Raw genomic sequence first — 22,081 nt, forward strand, 5'->3', positions numbered from 1 at the left:
CTGCCGGGCATCTCCCCCTCAAGGGGGGCAGTGTTTACATTGGACTCGTAATTAGATGCCTGTTGAAGAACAGAGCGAGGGTTATGTCGAGCATCTGATGGGTTTTTGAAAAGCGCTTTGATCGACGGTTGAAGCGGGCGAGGTTGTCGCGGATCGATGAGTTGGATGCCTCGATCAGATGTGTCTGCGCCTTGGTCTGGGTATGAGGCTCGCCGATCCCCATGCGCTCGAAGGCCAGATGATAGCTGGAGTTGGCATCGGTATAGATCGCCTCGATCGTGCCCACGGCCTGTTTGACGAGCCGGTAGATGGTCATGGCGCTCGTCACGCCCTTGTCGCCGATATGATAGGCAACGACCCGGTTCTGACGGCGGCTGAAGGCGGTCCAGATCACCGCCCGCAGCTGTTTTTTTGAACGAAAGTATAGATCTCGTCCATCTCGATAATGTCGGCCTCAGTCACACAGGCTGGGCCAGACTTGGCCAGCCGCGCCTGCACGGCCTCATGCTCCTTGCGTATCCAGCGCAACACGCCGGCCGGCGAGGCGCCGACAAAGCGCGCGATTTTGCGGATGCCGACATTGTTGAGATACATGTCCACAGCCTGCGCTTTGGTTTGCGGGCTGAACCGGCGAGGCCTATCCGTACAGTAGCGTCCGCACGACCGGCAGCAATAGCGTTGCGCCCCGTCCTTGCGACCGGTCTTGCGCAAATCCTGGCTCTGGCAATTTGGACAGTCCATCCTTCTTCTCCCACCAAATCACATGACAGGCAGCAGAAGAATCCAAAAACAGTCAGATGTAAACAATGCCCTCAAGGGGGGAGATTGGCTGATACGACTCTCCGCCTGTGTTCTGCAACGTGGGTAGTTGATACCGCGCGTTCATGACAAAGTAATCTCCCCCCTTGAGGGGGAGATGCCCGGCAGGGCAGAGGGGGGTGCCTCGCGCTTCCATCAAAACAGGAGCCGCTCTAGCTCTTAGCCGCATCCTGAAGCGCGCGAACGCGGTCGGCGAGGCTCGGCGTTGCGTTCGTCTTCCCGTCCTTGTCGAGAATTGTCGAGATAGGGGAATTCGGCCCTTCGACAAGCAAAGTGAGGTTTACGACCTCGGCGGCAAGCTTGTGCATCTCCTCGCGAAGCGCACCGTCGCCATCTGAACTCTCAGACGCGCGGCCCCTCTTGCCGGAAGCCGTTTTGAGGCGCTTGTTTTCACGCATCAAAGTGGTGAGGCGCGCTTCGAGCCGTTTCACATCGCCTATTTTTTTACTTTCAGGCAAAGCGTCCTCATCATCCAATGTCGTTGCGGTGTTGCCCTTCAAGCGCTCCAGCTCTTTCTCGCGCCTGTCCAGCCGGTCTTCGCGATCTGCCAGATCAGCCAGCATACGCTCGGATTTCGCATCGAGCGTAGTCACCTTTTGGCTTTCTTCTTTCAGCTTTTCTTTTGCGAACCGGATTTCGACGGCCGCATCGCGAACCCGTTTTTCGGCGTCCTGCTTGTCGCGTTTGGCAGTCGCAAGACTTGCCCTCAGCGAATCGATCTCCCTGTCGCGCGACGCAAGTTCGATCTGGCGATTGCTGGAAGCAAAGCTCGCATCCTCGTAAAGGCGGCTGATCGACTTCAGCTCGGCGGCGAGATCCTTTGCCTTGCGCTTGGAGCTTTCGCTTTTTTCGGAAAGCTCTGCGATGCACGCGGTACTCTTTGCAATCTCCGCCTCGATTTCGGCATTGCGAAGCTCAAGCGCTTCGATCGCCTGCGTCTTGTCGCCATCAGTCAGGGAAAGGCGCTTGCAGAGCGCGTCGCTGCGGCTCATTTCCACCGTCTGCTCAGCGGTTTTCGTGCGCAAGGACTGGATGTTTTTTTCCAGTTTCCGGACGGTCATCGCATATTCAGCGCGTATCGCATCCTTTTCAGCACGGATTTCATCGCGACTGAGCGGCATGGACGCCTCGATGCGCTTGCGGGTCAGCGATACGGCACGCCGCCAGATCGCCGGCGCGATCATCATTGCGATGAACCCGGCGCACATGAAGCCAAGGATGAAAAACAGAAGTGGCTGGATCACATCCATCAATCCATTGCGAAAACGCGGCTAAATCGCCGCGTTTGTCTTGCCACGGCAAGCCTGCTCGAATCCAGTGAGCTTTTTTCGAAAGCCCCTGAATTTCCGCGTTTTCTGTACCTTGAAGCCATTCCGAAGATCAGAACGGATTCCAGGTAGGCCGCGCGGTGAGCTTCAAATAGCCGAGATTGACGCCCAGACGCGCTCCGACGCCGGTGCGAACCGGAACCAGAAGCATGTTGCCTGCGCGCATGACGTTGAAGCCGACACCGGCAATGACATAAGCCGAACCGGCAACACCACCGAAGCGATTGTAGAGGCTCGAAACGTCGTCGAGATTATAGACGAGCATCATGGTCCGAGACCCCTGCCCGCCAAAGTCCCAACCGAGCGAAGGGCCCTGCCAGAACAGCTTATGGTCGCCGGCATTCTTGGTGTAGAGCGTGCCTTCGCCATAGGTCAGGCCGCCAATGAGCGCGCCGGAACCTTCCTCTCCCAATATGTAACCATTGGGCAGGCCATAGGATGAGAAGACTTTCTCGATGACGCTGGCAAGGCCGCCAGATGCGGAACCGAAGAAATTGTGCCCGGAATCGACGATTTCCTGCATCGTGTATTCGTTCGCCCGCGAAGCGGTGGACGTCATGAGAATGATACCGGATATCGAGAATACCGCGGCGACGAGCCTGAAAAGGCTCAATTTGTACAGTCGGGAAAACATACTTCCAAATCTCCGTCCGGGGAGCAGCTCCGCCGACACCTCTGCAATTTCGCCACTCTTGCGATGGCTTTGTTGATTGCGGCAGACTAGGCCGTAATCCTTTTTCAACCATTAAATTTGCATGTGAACGTGGCTCTTCGAAGGCTGACAGACCCCTCCGAAACGCCGGAAATTCGGTTTTTTCTTGGCAAAACAGCCTTTTGAACGCGTTTGGATTTCGCGTCGCCCGATCGCAGGGTATGAAATCAGGCATACTGGATAGAGTGATTCGGCATGCCTGATTTGAAGCCGCTGCTGTCCCCCATTTCGTTAGGATTATAAATGGCCGACCTTTTCACCCTTTCTGCTCCCGATCTCGCAGCCCTGCTGTGCAGCCGCGTGTGCCACGACATCATTTCGCCGGTGGGCGCAATCAACAACGGGCTTGAACTTCTCGATGAAGGCGGCGCCGACGAAGACGCGATGAATTTGATCCGCGCCAGCGCCCGAAACGCATCCGCAAGGCTTCAGTTTGCACGTATCGCCTTTGGCGCGGCAGGCTCGGCCGGTATGCTGATCGACACTGGCGACGCTGAATCGGTTGCAAATGCCTTCCTGAAAAACGAAAAGCCGGAACTCGAATGGCAGGGAACTCGCGCGCTGCTGCCGAAAAACAAGGTGAAATTGCTGCTCAACCTGCTGTTGACGGCAAATGCGGCGATCCCGCGCGGTGGAAAACTCACCGTCAAACTCATCGATGTCGAGACCGACCCGAAATTCGTCATCACGTCCAGCGGCCCGATGCTGCGCGTTCCGGCAAAATTCCTGGAACTGCATTCCGGACACAAGCCGGAAGAAGCAATCGACGCACATGCCGTGCAGGCCTACTACACGCTGCTGCTTGCGCGTGAAGCCGGAATGGAAATCGGCATCCACGCAACGCCGGAAGAAATCCAGTTTACTGCCTCGCAAAAAGCTGCCTGATCGCGAAAATCCCGCTTGGCGTACGAAAAGTGGGATTTAGCGACAATTTTAGCTAAACGATTTTCCGGCCTTTTACGGAAAGCATGCATTATAGCCTGACCGGTGGCTTCGACAGCCTCCGGCTTTCGGGGGCGAAAATGAAGCGTTGCATGTTTGTCGAAGATTCCAGTGTGATCCGTAAGGTCGCGCGCCGTATTCTTGCCGGGCCTGATCTGATCTTCATCGATGCGGCGAGCGGACAAGAAGCGCTCGACATTTGTCACGCCGATATGCCGGACATCATTATCGTCGACACGACCTTGCCCGATATTTCCGCGCCGGATTTGATCCGCCGAATTCGCAGTATCCCGGCCGAGCAGGAACCGCGCATCGCCATCAGCCTGACCGAAATCGATGTCGGGATGATCATGCGCTCCAAGCGCGCCGGCGCTCACGGCTATATCCTAAAACCGTTCGACCGCCCGCAATTGACCGATAGTTTCGTCAATCTGGACATCGCCGCATAACAAAAAAGCCCGGAAAACCGGGCTTTTTCTCAAGACTGTTTATTCAGGTCAGGACGTGGCGAAAAAGATGGATTTCGAGAACCGGAGCGGAGCGTACATTGGTACGTGAGCACCGGAAGCGCAGAAATTTATCTTTTGCAGGCCGTCCTCACCTGAATATTAAGCGATTTCGCGAATTTCTTCCGGCTCGCGCAGCACATAACCACGACCCCAGACCGTTTCGATGAAATTCTGGCCGCCGGAGGCTGCGTCCAGCTTCTTGCGAAGCTTGCAGATGAAGACGTCGATGATCTTCAGTTCCGGCTCGTCCATGCCGCCATAAAGGTGGTTGAGGAACATTTCCTTGGTGAGCGTGGTGCCTTTGCGGAGCGAAAGCAGCTCCAGCATCTGGTATTCTTTGCCGGTGAGGTGAACGCGCTGACCGCCGACTTCAACCGTCTTGGCATCCAGATTGACGATGAGATCGCCAGTGGTGATGACCGACTGCGCATGACCCTTCGAACGACGCACGATTGCATGGATTCGGGCAACCAGTTCGTCCTTGTGGAAAGGCTTGGTCATGTAGTCGTCGGCGCCGAAGCCGAGACCGCGGACCTTGTCTTCGATGCCAGCCATGCCGGAAAGAATGAGAATTGGTGTCTTAACCTTCGAAAGGCGAAGTGTTCTCAACACTTCATAACCCGACATGTCGGGGAGATTAAGATCAAGCAAGATTATGTCATAGTCGTAAAGCTTGCCGAGATCGACGCCTTCTTCACCGAGATCGGTGGTGTAGACGTTAAAGCTTTCCGACTTGAGCATAAGTTCGATGCTCTGTGCGGTTGCACTGTCATCTTCTATCAGCAGAACGCGCATTTTATTCCCCTTTTCTGCCGCCGAACCGCTGTGGCGAACAATTCGGAACCGAAGCAGTGATTACCTGAATCGGAGCCTGCCATCGAATGGTTAACAAAACCTAATTCCCCTTGGCAAGTGATATCCGATTTTTAAGACTTTTGACACACCCTCTTGAATCAAAAGATGAATCGCAATGTCACACTCTTAACTCAACACTTTAATAGTCACGGCTAAACCAGACCCGGATTTCGCATGCCGCAAGCGGCTTTTGTCTCGAAATTTTTACGGTGCCTTAAGCCATTGGTCTTATCATTAACGATGCCCGTAAACGAATGGTTACCAGACCATAAAATATTAAAGATTTGTTTTCCATGCTGTCACGGCATTACGGGCAAAGCGGCGGACCCTCTTCGGGTTTGTGCCGCGAACGGTTAGAGTGTGTGTGCGTTTCGGGAGTATCGGTATCATGAAGTCACGTGAGAACCTCGTCCGACTTAAACAGTTCCAGGTCAACGAAAAGCGCCGGCAGCTTTTGCAGCTCGACGTCATGATCGCGGAATTCGAACGGATGGCCGGCGAACTCGACGCACAGATCAATGCCGAGGAAAAGAAGGCCGGTATCACCGATATCGAGCATTTCGCCTATCCCACCTTCGCAAAAGCCGCGCGATTGCGCCGTGATAATCTGAAAAACTCCCAGAACGACCTCGTCGAACAGCGAAGCGCTGCAGAAGCCTTACTCCACGAAGCTGAAGCGGAGCTTTCCAAAGCGGAGCTTCTTGAGTCCCGCGACGGAAAAACCCGCGAAGTCGTGCCGGACACGCGCAGCATGATGATCGGCTAAAGCCGACAGCAGCAGGCACACGCCTGCCAATCCAAGCAAATTAAAGACTATTTGCCGTCCCCGCGCTGAAACGCTTCGGGGACAATTCGTTTTGGGCGTTTTTTACATCCAAAAACGAAAAGCCGGCGCGAGGCCGGCTTTTTTGTTTGAAACTGGTCGTTTCTAATGGCGATATTGCTGGATGCGGGTGGTCCTGAGACCGGCCAGACCATATTCGTCGATCGATGCCTGCCAGGAAAGAAACTCCTCGGTCGTCAGCTTGTAACGCTGACATGCCTCTTCAAGGCTGAGCAAGCCACCGCGAACAGCGGCAACGACTTCAGCCTTGCGACGTATCACCCACCGACGCGTATTGGTCGGGGGAAGATCAGCAACAGTTAGCGGGCTGCCGTCCGGCCCAATGACATATTTGACGCGCGGTCTAATCAGATCGGTCATTCTACTCTCTACACAAAACACAAACTTAAAGACCCAATCACGGACACCTTAGCGCCACAGCTTTAAAAATTGCCTAAACGCAAGGTAATGGGTAAGTAACGAACATGAATCCCGCGTTAGGGAATTGCCCGGCATTTTAAATGCCCCGGAACGGGTGCGAAGATCGCGCCGACAAGCTGGTGCGGGCGCAAGGGTTGACCTATATTGTCAGCATTGGCATTTAGCGCGAACGCTACGAACAGCGGCCACAACAAGCGGAATGAACGAAGCAATGAACAGCTTGGACCTGCCGGGACGCCCCGAAGACACACGCGTAGTCGTCGCGATGTCTGGCGGCGTGGATTCCTCCGTCGTTGCGGGCCTGCTGAAACGTGAAGGCTACGACGTCGTCGGCATCACCCTTCAGCTTTACGATCATGGCGCTTCAACGCACCGTGCTGGCTCCTGCTGCGCCGGTCAGGACATTGCAGACGCGCGCCGCGTGTCGGAAGTATTGGGCATCAATCATTATGTGCTCGACTATGAAGAGCGCTTCCGCAAGGCCGTGATCGACCCGTTCGCGGAAAGCTATGTTTCCGGCGAAACGCCGATCCCCTGCGTTTCCTGCAACCAGACCGTCAAGTTTGCCGATCTGCTCGAAACCGCCAAGGATCTGGGTGCCGACGCGCTTGCGACCGGTCATTATATACGCAGCCGCACCAATGGCGCGCACCGGGCGCTTTACCGTCCGGTGGATGCCGACCGCGACCAGAGCTACTTCCTCTTTGCGACGACGCAGGAGCAGATCAACTATCTGCGCTTCCCGCTGGGCGGCATGTCGAAGCCTGCCGTGCGCGCCATGGCCGAGGAAATGGGCCTTTCGGTTGCCGCAAAGCAGGACAGCCAGGACATATGCTTCGTGCCGCAGGGCAAATATTCCGACATCATTTCAAAGCTGAAGCCAACAGCGGCCAATCCGGGCGACATCGTGCACATCGATGGTCGCGTGCTTGGCCGCCATGAAGGCATATTGCGCTATACGATCGGCCAGCGCCGCGGCATCGGCATCGCATCGGGCGAGCCGCTTTATGTCGTGCATCTGGATGCCGAAAAGGCGCGCGTCGTCGTCGGCCCGCGCGAGGCGCTTGAAACGCACAAGATTTTCCTGCGCTCGATGAACTGGCTGGGCGATATCGAACTCGCGTCGATCCCGGAAGAAGGCATCGAGGTTTTCGCCAAGGTGCGCTCCACCAGACCGCCCCGCCCGGCAACCATGCATCACCGCAACGGCCAGAGCTGGGTCGAGCTCGGCCACGGCGAATCCGGCATCGCGCCCGGGCAGGCCTGCGTGCTCTACAGCGACGATGGTGATGAATCGCGCGTATTCGGCGGCGGGTTCATCGAACGCTCGGAGCGCGGCGCGGAAGCCGAGGCCATGCTGTCGCGTTTGGCCGCAAAGCCATCGACCATCGCCGCAGAATAGTCGGCAGCGGAATAACGGGGCGACCTGCCCCGCTTTTTTTAAACTTTGAAAATCAGTCGTGCCTGATCGTACCGGCGGTCAGGATGCGCAGAACCGTGATCGCTTCCTCACCATCCGTACGCGGCTCTTCACGCGTCTCTATGCAATGCAGGAAGTGCTCCAGCTCGCGTGTGAGCGGCATGCCCTGTTCTACAGGCACATAGGAAGCCTCGTTCATCGTGAACGCCCACTGGCCGCTGTCCTGCCATACGGCATGACGATAGACCGCCAGCTTCCTTTCCCAAGGCTCCACATCGTCGAAAACGGCCATGGCCTTGGTTCCGACGACGGTCAGCCGGCGTTCCCGGTAAGGATTGAGCCGCGATGCGAAGAGATGGCTCTTCAAACCGCCGGGAAAACGCATGTGCAGATGCGCAAAGTCGCTCAAATGATCGAGTAGTGCGGCGCCCTCACCGCGAATTTCGGTCGGGGCCGATTTGGTGATCGCGAGGATCATCGAAAGATCATGCGGCGCCAGATCCCACAGCGCGTCGTTTTCGGTGTGGAACTTTCCGAGTCCGAGCCGGTGCGAGTGGATGTATTTCACTTCGCCGAGTTCGCCCTCGTCGATCAACTCCTTGAGCTTTTCGAATGCAGGATGAAAGCGCAGCACATGCCCGACCATGAAGATGCGCTTATTGTCTTTGGCAGCCTGCACGGCGCGCTCAGCATCGGCCACAGTCAGCGCGATCGGCTTTTCGACCAGAACGTCCTTGCCCGATTGCACGGCGCGAATGGCCGCTTCCGCGTGGTACTGCGGCGGCAGCGCCATGACGATGGCATCGATATCGTCGCGCGCGAACAAATCGTCCGGTGCGATGGCCAAGCATTCCTGCTCGCTGGCGAACCCTTCGGCGCGCGCGAAATTGGCATCGGATACGGCATGGAGGACGCCGAGAGCCTTTAGCGTGCGGATGTGGTTACTGCCCCAATATCCGCATCCGAGGACTGCAATACGCGGTTTCATTAAATCCTGGCTCAAGAAATTCTAGCGGAGACATAACGATGCTCACGCCCGAACTCAACCCGCAGGACGCGCAAAATAGCCGGCTGGGCATATTGCGTTGGAATATATTGGAAATCGGCACCGGACGCGCTTGACAGGGCAAACATACGAACCTTATATCCGCCCGTCTTCGGCAGGTAAGCCCCTTCTTCGGAACAGCGCTTCAACCTTGCCGACGTGGCGGAGTAGCTCAGTAGGTTAGAGCAGAGGAATCATAATCCTTGTGTCGGGGGTTCGAATCCCTCCTCCGCTACCACTTATTTCAAGCGCTTGGACCTGCGCCCTTCATTCCCGCCTAGATGAACAATGCCGGCATTGATTGGCGCACATTCACATCGCCGTGCCGGGCAAAACACTTAGCTTAGTGAGGACTGAAGTTAGTCCACCTTATGAACACTGAATATTAAACAATGGAATATATTTATGATGGGTCGGATAGATGCGATCAAGTGAGAAAGGGTTGTAATCTCGCCTTCTGATCCATTAGTTGGCGCAGCCTTTTGAGTATCAGGAACCGCGCACTAATGAAACTTCCAGTCTTTGCTATAAATTTGGACCGATCGAAAACGAGATGGGCTAATTTAAGCAAGGCCGGATCCGATCTCGGCATAGATATTCGTCGTATTGCCGCTGTCGATGGTTCAGCGATCGATCCAAAAGAGTGGATGGATGTTGATTTTGAGTCTTTTGAGCACCGCAATGGACGCTCGATTCTGCCAGGTGAGTATGGCTGCTACAGGAGCCATCTACTCGCTCTTCAGGAATTTCTTAAAGACGGCGCCCCCTTCGCAATAATCATCGAAGATGATGTTCGGCCTGACGCGCAAACGCTCGAGCGCGTAGAAGCCATTTTGCTGGGAAGTCCCAACTTTGATGTGATCAAGCTCGTAAATCACAGAACCAGTTTGTTCATTCAGGAGTCTGGGACAGCTTTTGGAGACAAGGTAGGCCGTGCCATTCACGGTCCTCAGGGCTCGGCCGCAGCATATCTCGTTTCGCGTCAGGGCGCGCAGCGTCTTCTTGATACACTTTCCGTCATGAGCCTCCCTTGGGATGTCGCTCTTGAGCGGTTCTGGGCGGCGGGCGTCGAGGTATTCTCGGTGAAAGACAATATTCTCGAATTCTCGGAAGATAGACGGAATTCACTTATTGCATCAAAAGCCGACTACAGGAAAGTCAAATACACGGGAGAAAAACGTATCTCCGCAGTATGGTTCAGATTGAAAGATTACGCGCGACGTGTCCACCATGTTCTGTTGAAACCAGAGAGACACAGCTTTCAAGTCGAGCCAAGCCAAACAACTCGTCTGACAACATATATTTCCGAGGCTTTAGCCGCGATTACTGTTTTGATTTTCGTTTCCGCGTTGTGGGTTGAATCGGATGCATATCGGTATGCTGGAATAGCTCTGGTTATTGTTTCCCTTGCATACTACTTGCGGGTTTCGTTCTGGAGGTATGACAAACCTCTGATTGGACCCATTGGCATTTTGTGCATCGCATGGGCTGGCTATGTCGCCATTCGCTTTGGGTATTATTATTCAACCCATCCTGACGCTGGAACCGGCGCAGCCGAAGGCGTGTATTTGTTGCCGCTTTTTTACGCCACACTCGGATACGCGCTGTTTTTATACATTAGGAATCCCTTCTGGGTTGCAGCAGCGTTTATAGCCATCTGCGGATTTGTTCTCATTTTCGGAAGTGATTATGCCGAGATTGCAAGGAATGCACGACCGGCTGACATCCATCACAACAACACAATCCACGCCAGTATAGCAGTAGGTTTCATTGCGCTTTGCTCAATCCCTTTCGCCGCATACACCTTACGTAGAGAAGGGCTCGCTGGTTGGGTGCGCACAGCACTTTTGGGCATGGCGGCAATTACCTTCATTCTGGCCTTGATGAACATTTACGCGTTGCGATCAAAAGGCGTCTGGCTTTCATTTGGAATAGCATTGCCTATTTTGGTCGTTCTGATCTCCCTCACCGACAAAAACCGAACGGCGAGGAATGTCGCCATTGCTGGATTGCTCGTCTTCATACTGGGAACTGGCGCGCTTTACGAAAATATTTGGAAAGCCGGCGGCGGTGTGGCTGTCGCCACCTCTTCGCTCGGTACCGAGCTCGCTTCCGGTAGGGACATCATGTCAACTATGAAGCATGCGATATCGGATGACGACGTTCCAGAATCCACAAATGAGCGCCTTAGGCTTTGGGTAAACGCCTTGGAAATTTGGAAAAAGCACCCCATTTGGGGAGCCGGCGTCTCTTGGTTCGACGAGTGGGAAAATCGCAAATATAAGGACCCGAATTACACCCTTATGCACAACGGCTATCTTGAGATCGGCATGCGCTACGGTCTTGTCGGCCTTTTGTTCTACTTCACGATTTTCTCATGGGCCACCTACCGGGTCATTCAGGCTTACCGTCACAGATTGATCGACGCATCGGCGATGCAATGTTTTGTCGCCACAATGATCTTTTTCGCGATCACAATTTTGAGCAACTCCAACAATCGGCTTGCGATCGGCGAGTCATATATGTGGTTTGCCATCGGCTTCGGCTTTTATTGCTACTATCGTCTTCAACAGCAGGGGCTTGTCAGACCGCGGACATATTTTTAGTCGCGCTGCGAGACGCCACCGCCCGCGAAAAGTTTCCCACCGGCTATTGCACCTCTAGTGGCTAGAGGAATTATCGATGCATCCAAGGATCATAACTGATCTGCCTTGGAGAGTATCATGTCAGAAAATAAGACCCGTTTCCGTGTCGAGGGAATGGATTGCGGCGCCTGCGCGACCAAAATTCAAACGGTGGTTCAACGGATGCCCGGGGTCAGCGAGGTCAATGTCTCGGCCACAGCCGGCAAGATGACGGTCGAGCATGCGGCAACGATTGATCTGAAGGAATTGGTCAAGCGCGTCGACAGCCTTGGCTACCGCACGTTCCCGGTAGCGCAGCGATCAGGGAAAGAAAACAGCCCTGCGCCACATGCGCACGCGAACTGCAACGGGGATCATCATCATTCGCATGATCATCCCCACGATCATGGCGAATTGGCTCAAACAGCCGCTGCTCCGACTGTCTCGTTGCATGGGCATGATGCGGGTGACGGGCCATGGTGGAAAAGCGCCAAGGCGCGACTGACATTTGCATGCGCTCTTGCGCTGGCTGCGGCGTTCATTCTGGCCAAAACCATTCCGGCGAGCGAACCCTGGGCTTACACAGCGGCAATGGCGGTCGGACTGATCCCGATCGCACGCCGGGCCTGGGCCGGTGCGGTGAACGGCATGCCCTTCACGATCGAAACATTGATGACCGTCGCCGCCATTGGTGCGGTCGTCATCGAGGCGAGCGAAGAGGCCGCTGCGGTCGTCCTGCTCTTTCTGATCGGCGAGCTTCTGGAAGGCGTCGCTGCCGGTCGCGCCCGCGCCAGCATCCGTGCGCTCAGCGATCTCGTTCCGAAAACCGCACTTCTCGAAGCGGATGGGCAAACGAGCGAAGTGCCCGCCGAGGCGCTGGCTGTTGGCCAGATTATTCTGGTGCGTCCGGGCGACAGAATCCCGGCTGACGGTAAAATTTTGTCCGGGCAGTCGGGCATCGACGAGGCGCCTGTAACCGGCGAGTCCGTTCCAAAGCGGAAGGGACCGGACGATGCCGTATTCGCCGGAACGATCAACCAGGATTCCGCGCTCCGCATCAGCGTAACGGCGGCGGCGCAGGACAATACGATCGCGCGTATCGTTCAGTTGGTCGAAGAAGCACAGGAGTCCAAAGCCCCGACCGAGCGCTTCATCGATCGGTTTTCCAAATATTATACGCCGGGCGTGATGGTGGTCGCAGCACTCGTTGCCATCCTGCCGCCGCTTGCTTTCGCAGGCGACTGGAACGAGTGGATCTACAAGGGCCTCGCAATCCTGCTGATCGGCTGCCCCTGCGCGCTGGTCATCTCCACTCCCGCCGCCATAGCCGCCAGCCTGTCGGCAGGTGCACGGCGCGGCCTTCTCATGAAGGGCGGCGCGGTGCTCGAAACGATCGGCAAGGTCACGACAGTTGCCTTCGACAAGACGGGAACGCTGACCGCGGGCAAGCCGAAAGTCACCGACATCATGGCTCTCGATGGCGATGAGACGGAAACGCTTCGTCTTGCAGCCGACCTCGAACTGGGCTCCAGCCATCCCTTGGCAGTGGCCATCCTCGACGAGGCGAAACTGCGTGGAATTCAGCCTGTCTCGGCCACGGATGCGCGTGCCATTGGCGGCGAAGGTGTCATCGGGTTGGTGGAAGGCGTGGAAACATTCCTTGGTTCCCCGCAAGCCGCGACCGCGCGAACACCCATCAGCGAGGAGCTGAGCCTGCGCATTGCAAAGATGAATGATGAAGGCAAAACGGTTTCCGTGCTGGTTTCGGGCGGCAGACTGAAGGGCCTTATCGCAATGCGCGACGAGCCGCGGGAAGATGCGCGCAGTGGCATCGAAGCGCTGAAGGAACTCGGCATTTCGTCAATCATGCTGACCGGCGATAACAAGCGCACAGCCGCCGCGATAGCAGCCAGCCTTGGGCTTGAGCCCCGTGCGGAACTTCTGCCGCAGGACAAGCAGCGCATAGTAGGCGAACTGCGCAAGGCTGGCGAAATCGTTGCAAAGATCGGCGACGGCATCAACGATGCCCCGGCTCTTGCAGCCGCTGATGTCGGCGTCGCAATGGGTGGTGGAACGGATGTCGCCCTGGAAACGGCCGACGCCGCCGTGCTTCATGGCCGGGTGATGGACGTCGCCGGAATGGTGGCGCTCTCACGCGCCACAATGTCGAATATCTGGCAAAACATCACCATCGCGCTTGGATTGAAGGCCGTCTTCCTGGTCACGACAATCCTCGGCATCACCGGGCTTTGGCCCGCGATCCTTGCCGATACCGGCGCGACGGTTCTCGTCACGGCAAATGCGATGCGCTTGCTGGGCTGGCGGGGCCTGAACTAAGCCATTGCCCAATCCGGCTGAAGGTCATACCTCTAGTCATTAGAGATTTTGGAGTTCTATCCATGCTGTCCATCGGTGATCTGTCGCGCAAGACAGGGGTGAAAATCCCCACGATCAGATATTACGAGCAGATGGGCCTGCTGGAAGCTGCGGAACGTTCCGAGGGCAACCAGCGCCGCTACAGCAAGCAGGAGCGTGAGCGTCTGTCCTTCATCAAGCATGCGCGCGATCTGGGGCTGACGATCGATTCCATCCGCTCCCTTATTGAACTGAGCGCGCATCCCGAAAAGCCTTGCGCCCAGGCGGATCGGATCGCAGCCAAACAATTGGAATCCGTTCGCGAGAAAATCCGCAAACTTCAGGGGCTGGAGCAGGAACTCGCGCGGATCGCTACGTGCTGCGATGGCGATCATGTGAAGGATTGCTACGTGATCCGCGCGCTGGCCAACCATGACCTTTGTGAAAGCGATCATTGATCGGGCACGGATTGCACAATCCGCGCCCGTCAATTCTAGCTCCCAAAGCGCTCGATAACTTCCGCAAGCCCGATATGACCGGATAGTGCTCCGTTTCCGGTGCTTGTCTCGCCATTTTCCAATGCGATTCCATGGATCACAGCCGGATCGGCCTCGAGCCGGCGACATAGCGCCGCCAGTTTCGGCCACCTGCTTTTGTCCTCAACCTCATGGAATTCGAGCCAGCGTGCCACTCCGATGAACAACCCGTCCGCCAGGCTCGGGCGGTTACCGACCATGAAAGCGGTATCCCCGATCATGGCTTCCAGCTTATCGTGGCGTTCAATAACCCCTTCCCGGCCCCATTCCCGCAAGGCCCTCTGCAGTGCCGGATTTGGGCTCTCCATTTCCATGGCCGCCCAAAGCGGGCTGAATGACCCGGTAAAACCGGTGTTCACAAACGACATCAATTGATGCATCCGCTCGGCTTCCCGCGATAGAGGCTCAAAACTGATGCGCCGCTCAAAATCCCTCGCCTCCAGCCAAGCGGCGATTGCCATTGTTTCGGTGAGGACATCGCCCCGATCGGTGATGAAGGCCGGAGTTTCATGCCGTGGATTGATCCGCGCATAGGATGGATCGCGCATCTCGCCAAGCATATCGACGCGGCAAAGCCTGTAGGGTTTGCCAAGCCATTCGAGAGCCGCAACGAGCCCCATGGAACTTCCCGCCGGGAAGCCGTAAAGTAAAATCGGTTCCAAGATTATGTTCTCCGTGATTTCTGTCGATCACGCTGCGCAGCGAAACCGGACCTTTACCCATCCGTTCCGGCCAGTAAATTACGCACCTTTTTGTAACCACGAGAAGCCGATGAAAGACCTCGTCACCCGCTGCCCCATCGAAGAAGTAATGCAAGCGCTGAGCGGGCGCTGGCCCACGCTTTTGATCTACTATCTGCAGGAAGGCACCAAGCGCTTCAGCGATTTGCGGCGGGACAATCCAGCGATTTCACACAAAATGCTGACGCTGGAGCTGCGCAAGCTGGAGGAAATCGGCGTCATCCAGCGCACGCAGTTCGACGGATATCCGCTGCGTGTCGAATATGATTTAACGCCTGCGGGCCACAGCCTCGTGCCGCTGATAGACGCGCTTGGCGACTGGTGGGAAAGGACAGACGACGTCCGTGCCGATGCGCCGAAAAGCATCGAAGCCGTAGACGGCTAAAATTTACCGCCGATGTACCATCTTAGGCAGCCAGATTCCGCCCGGCGGCTCGCATAACCACGCTCGGCATTCGGTTTTCGAAAAACACCCCCTCGCGAGAACAAATGCTCCCCTCGCGAATTCTTCATTTTTAACAACCTCATGTCCGTGTCTCGGCGGAATAATTCCGCTATGCAGACACCGGGCGCGATGCGTTGCCTGAGGAGCCGGAATGACAATCGACCAGATTTTGGCGCTCACGGTCATCGCTTTGATGATGGCTGCCTTTATGTGGGGCCGGTTCCGCTATGACCTTGTCGCGGCAGGTTCGCTGCTAATTGCGCTCGCGGTTGGTGTCGTGCCTTACGAGAAGGCCTTTCAAGGGTTCAGCGACGACATCGTCATCATTGTCGGCAGCGCCTTGCTGGTCAGCGCCGGTGTTGCACGGTCCGGCGTCATGGAATGGGCGCTCCAGCGTTATGCGCCCAATGTCAATTCCGTTCGCGCGCAGCTCGCGCTTCTTGTCATCGTCGTCACGATACTTTCGGCGTTCATCAAGAACATCGGCGCTTTGGCGATCATGATCCCGATCGCATTTCAGTTCGCGCGCCGCTCCGGCACCTCTCCTTCGTTGTTCCTGATGCCGATGGCTTTCGGCTCGCTGCTTGGCGGATTGATGACGCAGATCGGAACCTCGCCGAACATTGTCGTCTCCCGCATACGCGAAGAGATCACCGGCCAGGCATTCACCATGTTCGATTATACGCCCGTCGGCGCGGCTCTGGCGGTAGTTGGCGTGATTTTCCTTGTTCTGTTCTATCGCCTTCTGCCCGAAAGAGCCCGTGAAGGCGGCTCGATCCACGAAGCGATCGACATCAAGAACTACATGACCGAGGCCGAAGTGACCGAAAGCTCCGCGATCCTGGGAAAGCCTGTTGGCGAGCTTTTGAAATTGTCGCAGCAAGGCGCAATGGTCACGTCGATCATGCGCGCCGATGGTGTGCGGATTACACCCTTGCCGGATGCGCTTTTGAAGGCCGGTGACATTCTCCTGATCGAAGGCGATCCTGAAGCACTCGACCGTATGGTCGCTCAAGCCAAGCTGAATGTAACCGGCAGTCGGACATCCGTAGGAAAAGAAGACGAGGCCGAAGCATTCGAGGCGGTTATTGGCGAAAATTCCGTACTGATCGGCTGGTCGGCAGAACGCCTGGCACTTTACGATCGCTTCAATGTCAATCTGCTCGCGGTCAGCCGCAAAGGCGAGCGTCTGAACGAACGCCTCGGTACTCTGACGCTGCGAACCGGCGACGTTATCGTGCTTCAGGGAAACAGGCAGGCGCTGCCCCAGATCCTTCGCGAGCTTGGATGCCTGCCTCTTGCCGAGCGGCCCATTTTGCTTGGCAGCGCGCGCAAGGGCCTTATACCGATCCTCATTCTGGTCGCGGCTATGGGCATCACCGCAACGGGTGCTGTTCCCATCGCAATCGCGTTTTTCTCCGCAGCCGTCATGATGGTCTTGTTCAAAGTCATCCCGATCAGGGAAGTTTATTCCGCAATGGACGGCCCGATACTGGTCATGCTGGCCGCGTTGATCCCGGTCAGTGACTCGCTGCGCGGCACGGGCGCAACCGACCTCATCGCCGGGTGGCTCGCCGTGACTGGTGCAGCACTTCCCTCTTATGGCGCGCTCGCGCTGATCCTTGTGGTGGCTATGGCCGTGACGCCGTTCCTGAACAATGCGGCGACCGTGCTGGTGGTAGCTCCCATCGCAGCATCATTTGCGGCGGGTCTGGGCTATCGTCCCGAGGCGTTCCTTATGGCGGTGGCAATCGGGGCGGGCTGCGATTTCCTCACCCCGATCGGCCACCAATGCAACACTTTGGTCATGGGACCGGGCGGGTATCGTTTCTCCGATTATCCGCGGCTTGGCCTGCCGCTTTCGCTCATTGTGATAATCGTCGCGGTTCCAGCGTTGCTTCTGGTCTGGCCGCTTTGATTTACGAAAAGTCGATCGGATTCGGCTGGAACGATCCTCTTTCTGCGCACGTTGGCACTATGAGCCTCACAGAAAAGGAACGTAGCCAATGGCAGCAGAAGACAACAAATCCATCGTAGTGATAACCGGCGCGGCCGGTAACATAGGCCAATCCATAGCAACGGAACTTCGAAACGAACACACCATCGTCGGTCTGGATGTCGAAGGCAAAAAGGCCGATTTTCCGCTGATCGATGTCGATTTGTCTTCTGGCCAATCCGTAAATACAGCGCTCGAGAAAATACGCGAAACTTACGGCGATAAAATCGCGGCAGTCATCCACCTCGCCGCCTATTTCGATTTTACCGGCGAGGACAATCCGCTTTATACGGAAGTGAATGTCGATGGCACCCGCAACCTCCTGCGGGCGCTCCAGAATTTTGAAGTAGAGCGTTTCATCTACTCCGGCACCATGCTGGTCCACGAGGCCGGCAAGCCGGGCGAGATTATCGATGAAGGCAAGCCGATAAACCCGAAATGGGCATATCCTCAGTCAAAAGCCGACGCCGAAGCGGTCATCAAGGCGGAAAGCGGCAAAATTCCTTATTTGTTGCTTCATCTTGCCGGGCTTTACGACGATGAAAGCGCCGTTCCCACCCTCGCCCATCAGATCGCCCGGATTTACGGACGCGATCTCAAAAGCAGGCTCTATGCGGGCGATCTGAAAGCCGGCCAGTCACTGCTTCACAAGAATGACCTTGTGCGACTGTTTCGTCTCGCCGTCGAGAAGCGGCATATGCTTGTGCCCGACGCAGTGATTTTGGCCGGCGAAACGGAAGCCGTGTCTTACGAAGAGCTTCAGAACCTTATCGGCAGCCTCATCCATGGAAAGGAAGAATGGACGACTTTGAGCATGCCAAAGCCGTTGGCAAAGGCCGGTGCATGGGTGGAGGAGAAAGCCGAGCCGATCATTCCTGATGCAATCGACGGCGGTGAGAAACCGTTCATCCGCCCATTCATGGTCGATATGGCTGACGATCATTACGCGCTGGATATTTCCCGCGCAAACGATCAGCTCGGATGGCGGCCGCGGCACTCGATACGCGATACATTGCCCAAGATCGTCAATTCGCTGAAGGCCGATCCCGAAGCCTGGTACGAAAGGCACGGTATCACGCTCGAAAACGAATAGGTTTTGGGAGGGAAACCCGATTGCGGCGAATCCGGCGGCAATAAGCGTGCCTTTCAGATCACCCCTAAAAATTTAGTTAAGGAAAACACAACGTCGTGTGATGTTGACACAATTTGGATCGTTATCCCGCCACACTCGTTATGCATGCCGAACCTACACGTTCGATGTTCGAGCGTTCGGCGTTCTTCAGTAGGAGACAAATTATGAAAAAGATTCTTGCCACGGCTTTTCTGGTACCGCTAGCTTTAGCAGGAACCTCCTTTGCAAATGCGGCTGACTTTACGGCCAACGAGCCAGTCTATCAGCAATCCGGCGCACAGGGCGGCGTGAGGATCGGCTATCTCTCATGCGAAGTCGGTGGCGGCGTCGGCTATGTGATTGGCTCCGCAAAGACCGTCGATTGCGTGTTTACGCCGACTGTCGGCAATGATCGTTCGGACAACTACACCGGCACGATCAGAAAGATGGGTGTCGATCTCGGCTTCACGACGCGCGGCAAGCTCGTTTGGGCTGTTTTCGCACCAACCGCCGGATACCATGATGGCTCATTGAGCGGTGTTTACCAGGGCGCCACGGCTGAAGCGACAGTCGGTGCCGGCGTGGGCGCCAATGTTCTGGTCGGAGGTACGGCCGGATCGATCCAGCTTCAGACGGTCAGCGTGACAGGTCAGCTCGGCCTCAATGTTGCCGCGACCGGCACATCGGTAACCCTCAACTCGGTGAATTAATACATATGGGCCGGGCGCTTATCAGAAGCGCCCGGCCCACATTATATCTCGCTCGTGTCGGGCTGCCATCCCGGCCTCACAAAGCCGGACAATCCCATCACAGTGATCTCGTCAAGCGGATCAGTCGGCCCGCTTGATCGGTCTATCGTTCGAGTACCACGACGCAACTGTCCAGATCGTTTGTAGCCAGATGGGCGTAACGCATCGTCATCTGCAAAGTCTGATGACCGAGCCACATCTGAACGCGTCGAATATCGATACCGCCCTGCACAAGTCTGGACGCACATGTATGCCGCAATATGTGAGGCACGACCTGCGTGTCCTCGCCCAGCCCGACTTCCGCCTTCGCTTCATTCCAGATCGCGCGAAAACGCGGACCGGTAAGCGATGCGAATGGTCCTTTCAGACGTTTTTCGCGCACCGCTTCGACGGATTTCTTCGCACGGACGGTCAGAGGAATAGTTCGGCTGCGACCCGACTTTGTAAGCCAGAAGCTGACGCGATCGGTTTGAAGATCGTTCCAGATAAGACCAAGCGCCTCGCCCAGACGGCATCCCGTGTCCACCAGGAAGATGGCAAGGCGTCCGCTTTCCGGGCATCTTTTGGAGACAGCCGCAAACAGCCGGTCCTCTTCCTCATGTTCAAGAAAGCGAATCCGTCCCGCGCGTTCTTTTTGTCTCCTGAATTCAGGAAGACTGTGGATATCACCCATTTTAGACGCCTTGCGTAGCAATTTGCTCAGCGCTGCCATCTTCCGATTGATGGTGGCGTTGCTGTTTCCGCGTTGGCGCAAAGTCCCGATAAGGTGGTCGAGCGTCTCCTGGCTGAAAGCACTGAAGCGTTCACCTAGAAGTATTTCGTTCAATTCGCCTATGAAGAATTTGACATTATATTTGTGATTTCCATCATCCCAAAGGATGTCACAATATTTATCAATCAAATCAGAAAGTGAATGCGTTTTTACTTCTTTGAACGCGGGATTTCGATACGTAAGATGGTAGGTCGAACCCTCTTTTGTTGCCGGGTTCTCGGCATACGAAAACTTATCACTGACTGTAATCATTTTTTAAATGCATTTGCATTCCCCAAGCTTAGCCTGTGGCATGCTAGTGCACCTCCTCGCTTGAGTCCAACTGGGTAGTCGGTGGAAAAGGCACGATGGGGAAACGCAACTCTTGCGAAATCCCTATGCATTTAGCGAATTTACGAACCCAACCTTTCCTTCAAGGGCGCCCCACGCCACGGTTTCGCTAAACAAAACGGCCCGGACTTTGCAATCCGGGCCGCCTTTAGTTCAAATCGTCACGTTCTTAGAACGAGCGCTGGAAGCGGAGGATACCGGCCCAGCCGTCCTTGTCTTCACCAGCAGCAACGGTATCGCCGTAGTTGGTGTAGACAACTTCAGGAGTGATCTTGAAGCCAGGAACCAGTTCGTACGAAACGTTTGCTGCAACGGAGAGAAGTTCCTCTTCCGTGTAACCAACCTGCGCGTTGAAGGCTGCCTTTTCGTTGACCTGGTACGATGCACCAGCCCAAACGGCCCAGTTGCCATCGAACTGCTTGTAATAGCTCTGATCAAAATCATCATCCGAACCATACAGACCCATCGCGAAGACGGAGAACTGCGAGTTCACGTTGAAATCGACGCGAGCCTTGGCAGCCCACTCTTCAGTCACGCTGTCATAACCGGCAACCAACGTCGCGGCTCCCCAGCCCTGCGTGAACTTAACACCACCGACAACGTGCGGGACGTAGCTGTCGATTTCGTAAACGTCATCACCAGCTTCGAGAGAGACGATGGCGGAGAAGCCATTGCCTGCATCGAAGGTGTAGCTGATCAGATTGGTGTCGTACGCACCGAAAGCAACGACATCGTCAGCGATGACACCGCCGGCATATCCGGAGAACGTCGTGAATGCCGATTCATCTTTACCAACGCGGAAACCGCCGAGCTCGATCCAGGCGAAGTTCAGCGAGAAGCTGCTGCCGTTGTTGTTGCCAGCAAAGTTGTTGCCGTAATTGAAACGGGTCTCGGTGTAGGTGCGCAGGGTGCCGAGTTCGGTTTCCGAACCGGTCCAAGTGCGGAACGAGAAACGTGCGTTCTTGCGGTACGTGTCGTTCAGGCCGCCATCCGAACGATCAAGAACGTCGGTGCGACCGCCGTAAGGGCCGTCTCCGACGCCGATGTCATAACGGACATAGCCGCCGACGCGCAGGCAGGTTTCGGTGCCTGGGATGTAGAAGTAGCCCGTGCCGTACACGTCGCAGACGCGGACGTATTCCATTGGTTCCGGCTCGGCAATGACGATAGCGTCAGCAGCGCGTGCACCGGAGACTGCGACGAGGGCCGCAGCGGAGCCGAGAAGAAGGCTCTTAATGTTCATTTTCTGACCTCCAGTCAGAATCTGAACACGGGAATGCCTTGATTGACGATTTGTCGAACAAGAACAGCCTCTTAATAGGCTTGAGCAATTCCGGCGCCAGGGAATCGTTTTGTGCGAGTTGAGGAATTATGAGCGACTCAAATCGCGACTCACGTTGCAAAAGCTGCATTCCTGGACTGCTGCATAGGGATTCAAGTAGTCGATTCACCGCCGCCAAAGAGCGGGCGAGCACCCCATCCGACTGACAAAAAGGGCGTTTCCCGGCCCGCATCGTTACCAAAGGGTA

At 55.9% G+C, this 22,081-nt stretch carries 21 protein-coding genes, 1 tRNA gene and 1 pseudogene; 12 read left to right on the plus strand and 11 right to left on the minus strand.

Going from position 1 to position 22,081, the window contains the following annotated elements; all coding sequences use genetic code 11:
* Window positions 1-34: 34 nt before the first annotated feature.
* The 5 genes and pseudogenes from ABFT80_RS22635 to ABFT80_RS22650 all read right to left on the minus strand — a co-directional run bounded on the left by ABFT80_RS22635 (window position 35) and on the right by ABFT80_RS22650 (window position 2,706).
* Window positions 35-394, minus strand: a complete 360-nt coding sequence (locus ABFT80_RS22635) for an IS1 family transposase (RefSeq protein ID WP_347973226.1) — start codon at window positions 392-394, stop codon at window positions 35-37.
* The gene (locus ABFT80_RS22640) at window positions 391-594 is read right to left on the minus strand and encodes a hypothetical protein (protein WP_347974223.1); all 204 of its coding nucleotides are present in this window, start codon (window positions 592-594) and stop codon (window positions 391-393) included. Before ABFT80_RS22640 ends, ABFT80_RS22635 begins: the two co-directional genes overlap by 4 nt.
* A gap of 57 nt (window positions 595-651) precedes the next feature.
* Window positions 652-741: pseudogene (locus ABFT80_RS28130) on the minus strand (transposase-like zinc-binding domain-containing protein); the annotation flags it as partial.
* A 230-nt stretch (window positions 742-971) separates the two neighbouring features.
* Window positions 972-2,063 carry a coiled-coil domain-containing protein gene (locus tag ABFT80_RS22645; RefSeq protein WP_347974224.1) on the minus strand — a complete coding sequence of 364 codons (1,092 nt, stop codon included), beginning with the start codon at window positions 2,061-2,063 and terminating at the stop codon, window positions 972-974.
* A gap of 136 nt (window positions 2,064-2,199) precedes the next feature.
* Window positions 2,200-2,706, minus strand: a complete 507-nt coding sequence (locus ABFT80_RS22650) for a DUF1134 domain-containing protein (RefSeq protein ID WP_455189987.1) — start codon at window positions 2,704-2,706, stop codon at window positions 2,200-2,202.
* A gap of 396 nt (window positions 2,707-3,102) precedes the next feature.
* On the opposite strand from ABFT80_RS22650, the gene chpT reads away from it, so the two are divergent.
* Both chpT and ABFT80_RS22660 read left to right on the plus strand, forming a co-directional pair.
* The gene (chpT, locus tag ABFT80_RS22655; protein ID WP_347974226.1) at window positions 3,103-3,744 is read left to right on the plus strand and encodes a histidine phosphotransferase ChpT; all 642 of its coding nucleotides are present in this window, start codon (window positions 3,103-3,105) and stop codon (window positions 3,742-3,744) included.
* Between the two features lie 137 nt (window positions 3,745-3,881).
* Window positions 3,882-4,250 carry a response regulator gene (locus ABFT80_RS22660; protein WP_347974278.1) on the plus strand — a complete coding sequence of 123 codons (369 nt, stop codon included), beginning with the start codon at window positions 3,882-3,884 and terminating at the stop codon, window positions 4,248-4,250.
* A 159-nt stretch (window positions 4,251-4,409) separates the two neighbouring features.
* Here the strand turns inward: ABFT80_RS22660 and ctrA are convergent, their stop codons facing one another.
* Window positions 4,410-5,105 (minus strand): response regulator transcription factor CtrA, encoded by a 696-nt coding sequence (gene ctrA / locus ABFT80_RS22665; RefSeq protein ID WP_347974227.1) that lies wholly within the window; start codon window positions 5,103-5,105, stop codon window positions 4,410-4,412.
* A 448-nt stretch (window positions 5,106-5,553) separates the two neighbouring features.
* Between ctrA and ABFT80_RS22670 the strand changes: the two genes are divergently transcribed.
* Window positions 5,554-5,931 carry a flagellar export protein FliJ gene (locus ABFT80_RS22670; RefSeq protein ID WP_347974228.1) on the plus strand — a complete coding sequence of 126 codons (378 nt, stop codon included), beginning with the start codon at window positions 5,554-5,556 and terminating at the stop codon, window positions 5,929-5,931.
* Window positions 5,932-6,093: 162 nt separating this feature from the next.
* Here the strand turns inward: ABFT80_RS22670 and sciP are convergent, their stop codons facing one another.
* Window positions 6,094-6,369, minus strand: a complete 276-nt coding sequence (sciP, locus tag ABFT80_RS22675; RefSeq protein ID WP_347974229.1) for a CtrA inhibitor SciP — start codon at window positions 6,367-6,369, stop codon at window positions 6,094-6,096.
* A 271-nt stretch (window positions 6,370-6,640) separates the two neighbouring features.
* On the opposite strand from sciP, the gene mnmA reads away from it, so the two are divergent.
* Window positions 6,641-7,831, plus strand: a complete 1,191-nt coding sequence (gene mnmA, locus ABFT80_RS22680; protein ID WP_347974230.1) for a tRNA 2-thiouridine(34) synthase MnmA — start codon at window positions 6,641-6,643, stop codon at window positions 7,829-7,831.
* 52 nt (window positions 7,832-7,883) lie between these two features.
* Here mnmA and ABFT80_RS22685 read toward each other — a convergent pair whose 3' ends face one another.
* Complete coding sequence (locus ABFT80_RS22685) at window positions 7,884-8,837, minus strand: Gfo/Idh/MocA family protein (RefSeq protein ID WP_347974231.1); 954 nt, start codon at window positions 8,835-8,837, stop codon at window positions 7,884-7,886.
* A 218-nt stretch (window positions 8,838-9,055) separates the two neighbouring features.
* On the opposite strand from ABFT80_RS22685, the gene ABFT80_RS22690 reads away from it, so the two are divergent.
* From ABFT80_RS22690 to ABFT80_RS22705, 4 genes are all read left to right on the plus strand, one after another.
* Window positions 9,056-9,132, plus strand: a tRNA-Met gene (locus tag ABFT80_RS22690).
* Window positions 9,133-9,400: 268 nt separating this feature from the next.
* A complete protein-coding gene (locus tag ABFT80_RS22695; protein ID WP_347974232.1) occupies window positions 9,401-11,500 on the plus strand; it encodes an O-antigen ligase family protein in 2,100 nt (699 codons plus the stop codon).
* Window positions 11,501-11,617: 117 nt separating this feature from the next.
* Window positions 11,618-13,855, plus strand: coding sequence for a heavy metal translocating P-type ATPase (locus ABFT80_RS22700; RefSeq protein ID WP_347974233.1), 2,238 nt, complete (start codon window positions 11,618-11,620; stop codon window positions 13,853-13,855).
* A 62-nt stretch (window positions 13,856-13,917) separates the two neighbouring features.
* A complete protein-coding gene (locus ABFT80_RS22705; RefSeq protein ID WP_347974234.1) occupies window positions 13,918-14,331 on the plus strand; it encodes a MerR family transcriptional regulator in 414 nt (137 codons plus the stop codon).
* A gap of 35 nt (window positions 14,332-14,366) precedes the next feature.
* On the opposite strand, the gene ABFT80_RS22710 is transcribed toward ABFT80_RS22705, so the two are convergent.
* Window positions 14,367-15,071, minus strand: coding sequence for a glutathione S-transferase family protein (locus ABFT80_RS22710; RefSeq protein ID WP_347974235.1), 705 nt, complete (start codon window positions 15,069-15,071; stop codon window positions 14,367-14,369).
* A 109-nt stretch (window positions 15,072-15,180) separates the two neighbouring features.
* On the opposite strand from ABFT80_RS22710, the gene ABFT80_RS22715 reads away from it, so the two are divergent.
* The 4 genes from ABFT80_RS22715 (at window position 15,181) to ABFT80_RS22730 (ending at window position 19,411) form a co-directional block, all read left to right on the plus strand.
* Complete coding sequence (locus ABFT80_RS22715) at window positions 15,181-15,534, plus strand: winged helix-turn-helix transcriptional regulator (RefSeq protein ID WP_347974236.1); 354 nt, start codon at window positions 15,181-15,183, stop codon at window positions 15,532-15,534.
* A 211-nt stretch (window positions 15,535-15,745) separates the two neighbouring features.
* Complete coding sequence (locus ABFT80_RS22720; protein ID WP_347974237.1) at window positions 15,746-17,512, plus strand: SLC13 family permease; 1,767 nt, start codon at window positions 15,746-15,748, stop codon at window positions 17,510-17,512.
* A gap of 88 nt (window positions 17,513-17,600) precedes the next feature.
* Complete coding sequence (locus ABFT80_RS22725) at window positions 17,601-18,683, plus strand: NAD-dependent epimerase/dehydratase family protein (protein WP_347974238.1); 1,083 nt, start codon at window positions 17,601-17,603, stop codon at window positions 18,681-18,683.
* Window positions 18,684-18,886: 203 nt separating this feature from the next.
* Complete coding sequence (locus ABFT80_RS22730; RefSeq protein WP_347974239.1) at window positions 18,887-19,411, plus strand: DUF992 domain-containing protein; 525 nt, start codon at window positions 18,887-18,889, stop codon at window positions 19,409-19,411.
* A gap of 142 nt (window positions 19,412-19,553) precedes the next feature.
* Here ABFT80_RS22730 and ABFT80_RS22735 read toward each other — a convergent pair whose 3' ends face one another.
* A complete protein-coding gene (locus tag ABFT80_RS22735) occupies window positions 19,554-20,474 on the minus strand; it encodes a tyrosine-type recombinase/integrase (protein ID WP_347974240.1) in 921 nt (306 codons plus the stop codon).
* A gap of 247 nt (window positions 20,475-20,721) precedes the next feature.
* On the minus strand, window positions 20,722-21,795 hold the full coding sequence (locus ABFT80_RS22740) for a porin (protein ID WP_347974241.1): 1,074 nt from the start codon (window positions 21,793-21,795) through the stop codon (window positions 20,722-20,724).
* Window positions 21,796-22,081 lie beyond the last annotated feature (286 nt).

The organism is Foliimonas ilicis (genome assembly GCF_039939195.1).
Taxonomy (GTDB): domain Bacteria; phylum Pseudomonadota; class Alphaproteobacteria; order Rhizobiales; family Rhizobiaceae; genus Foliimonas; species Foliimonas ilicis.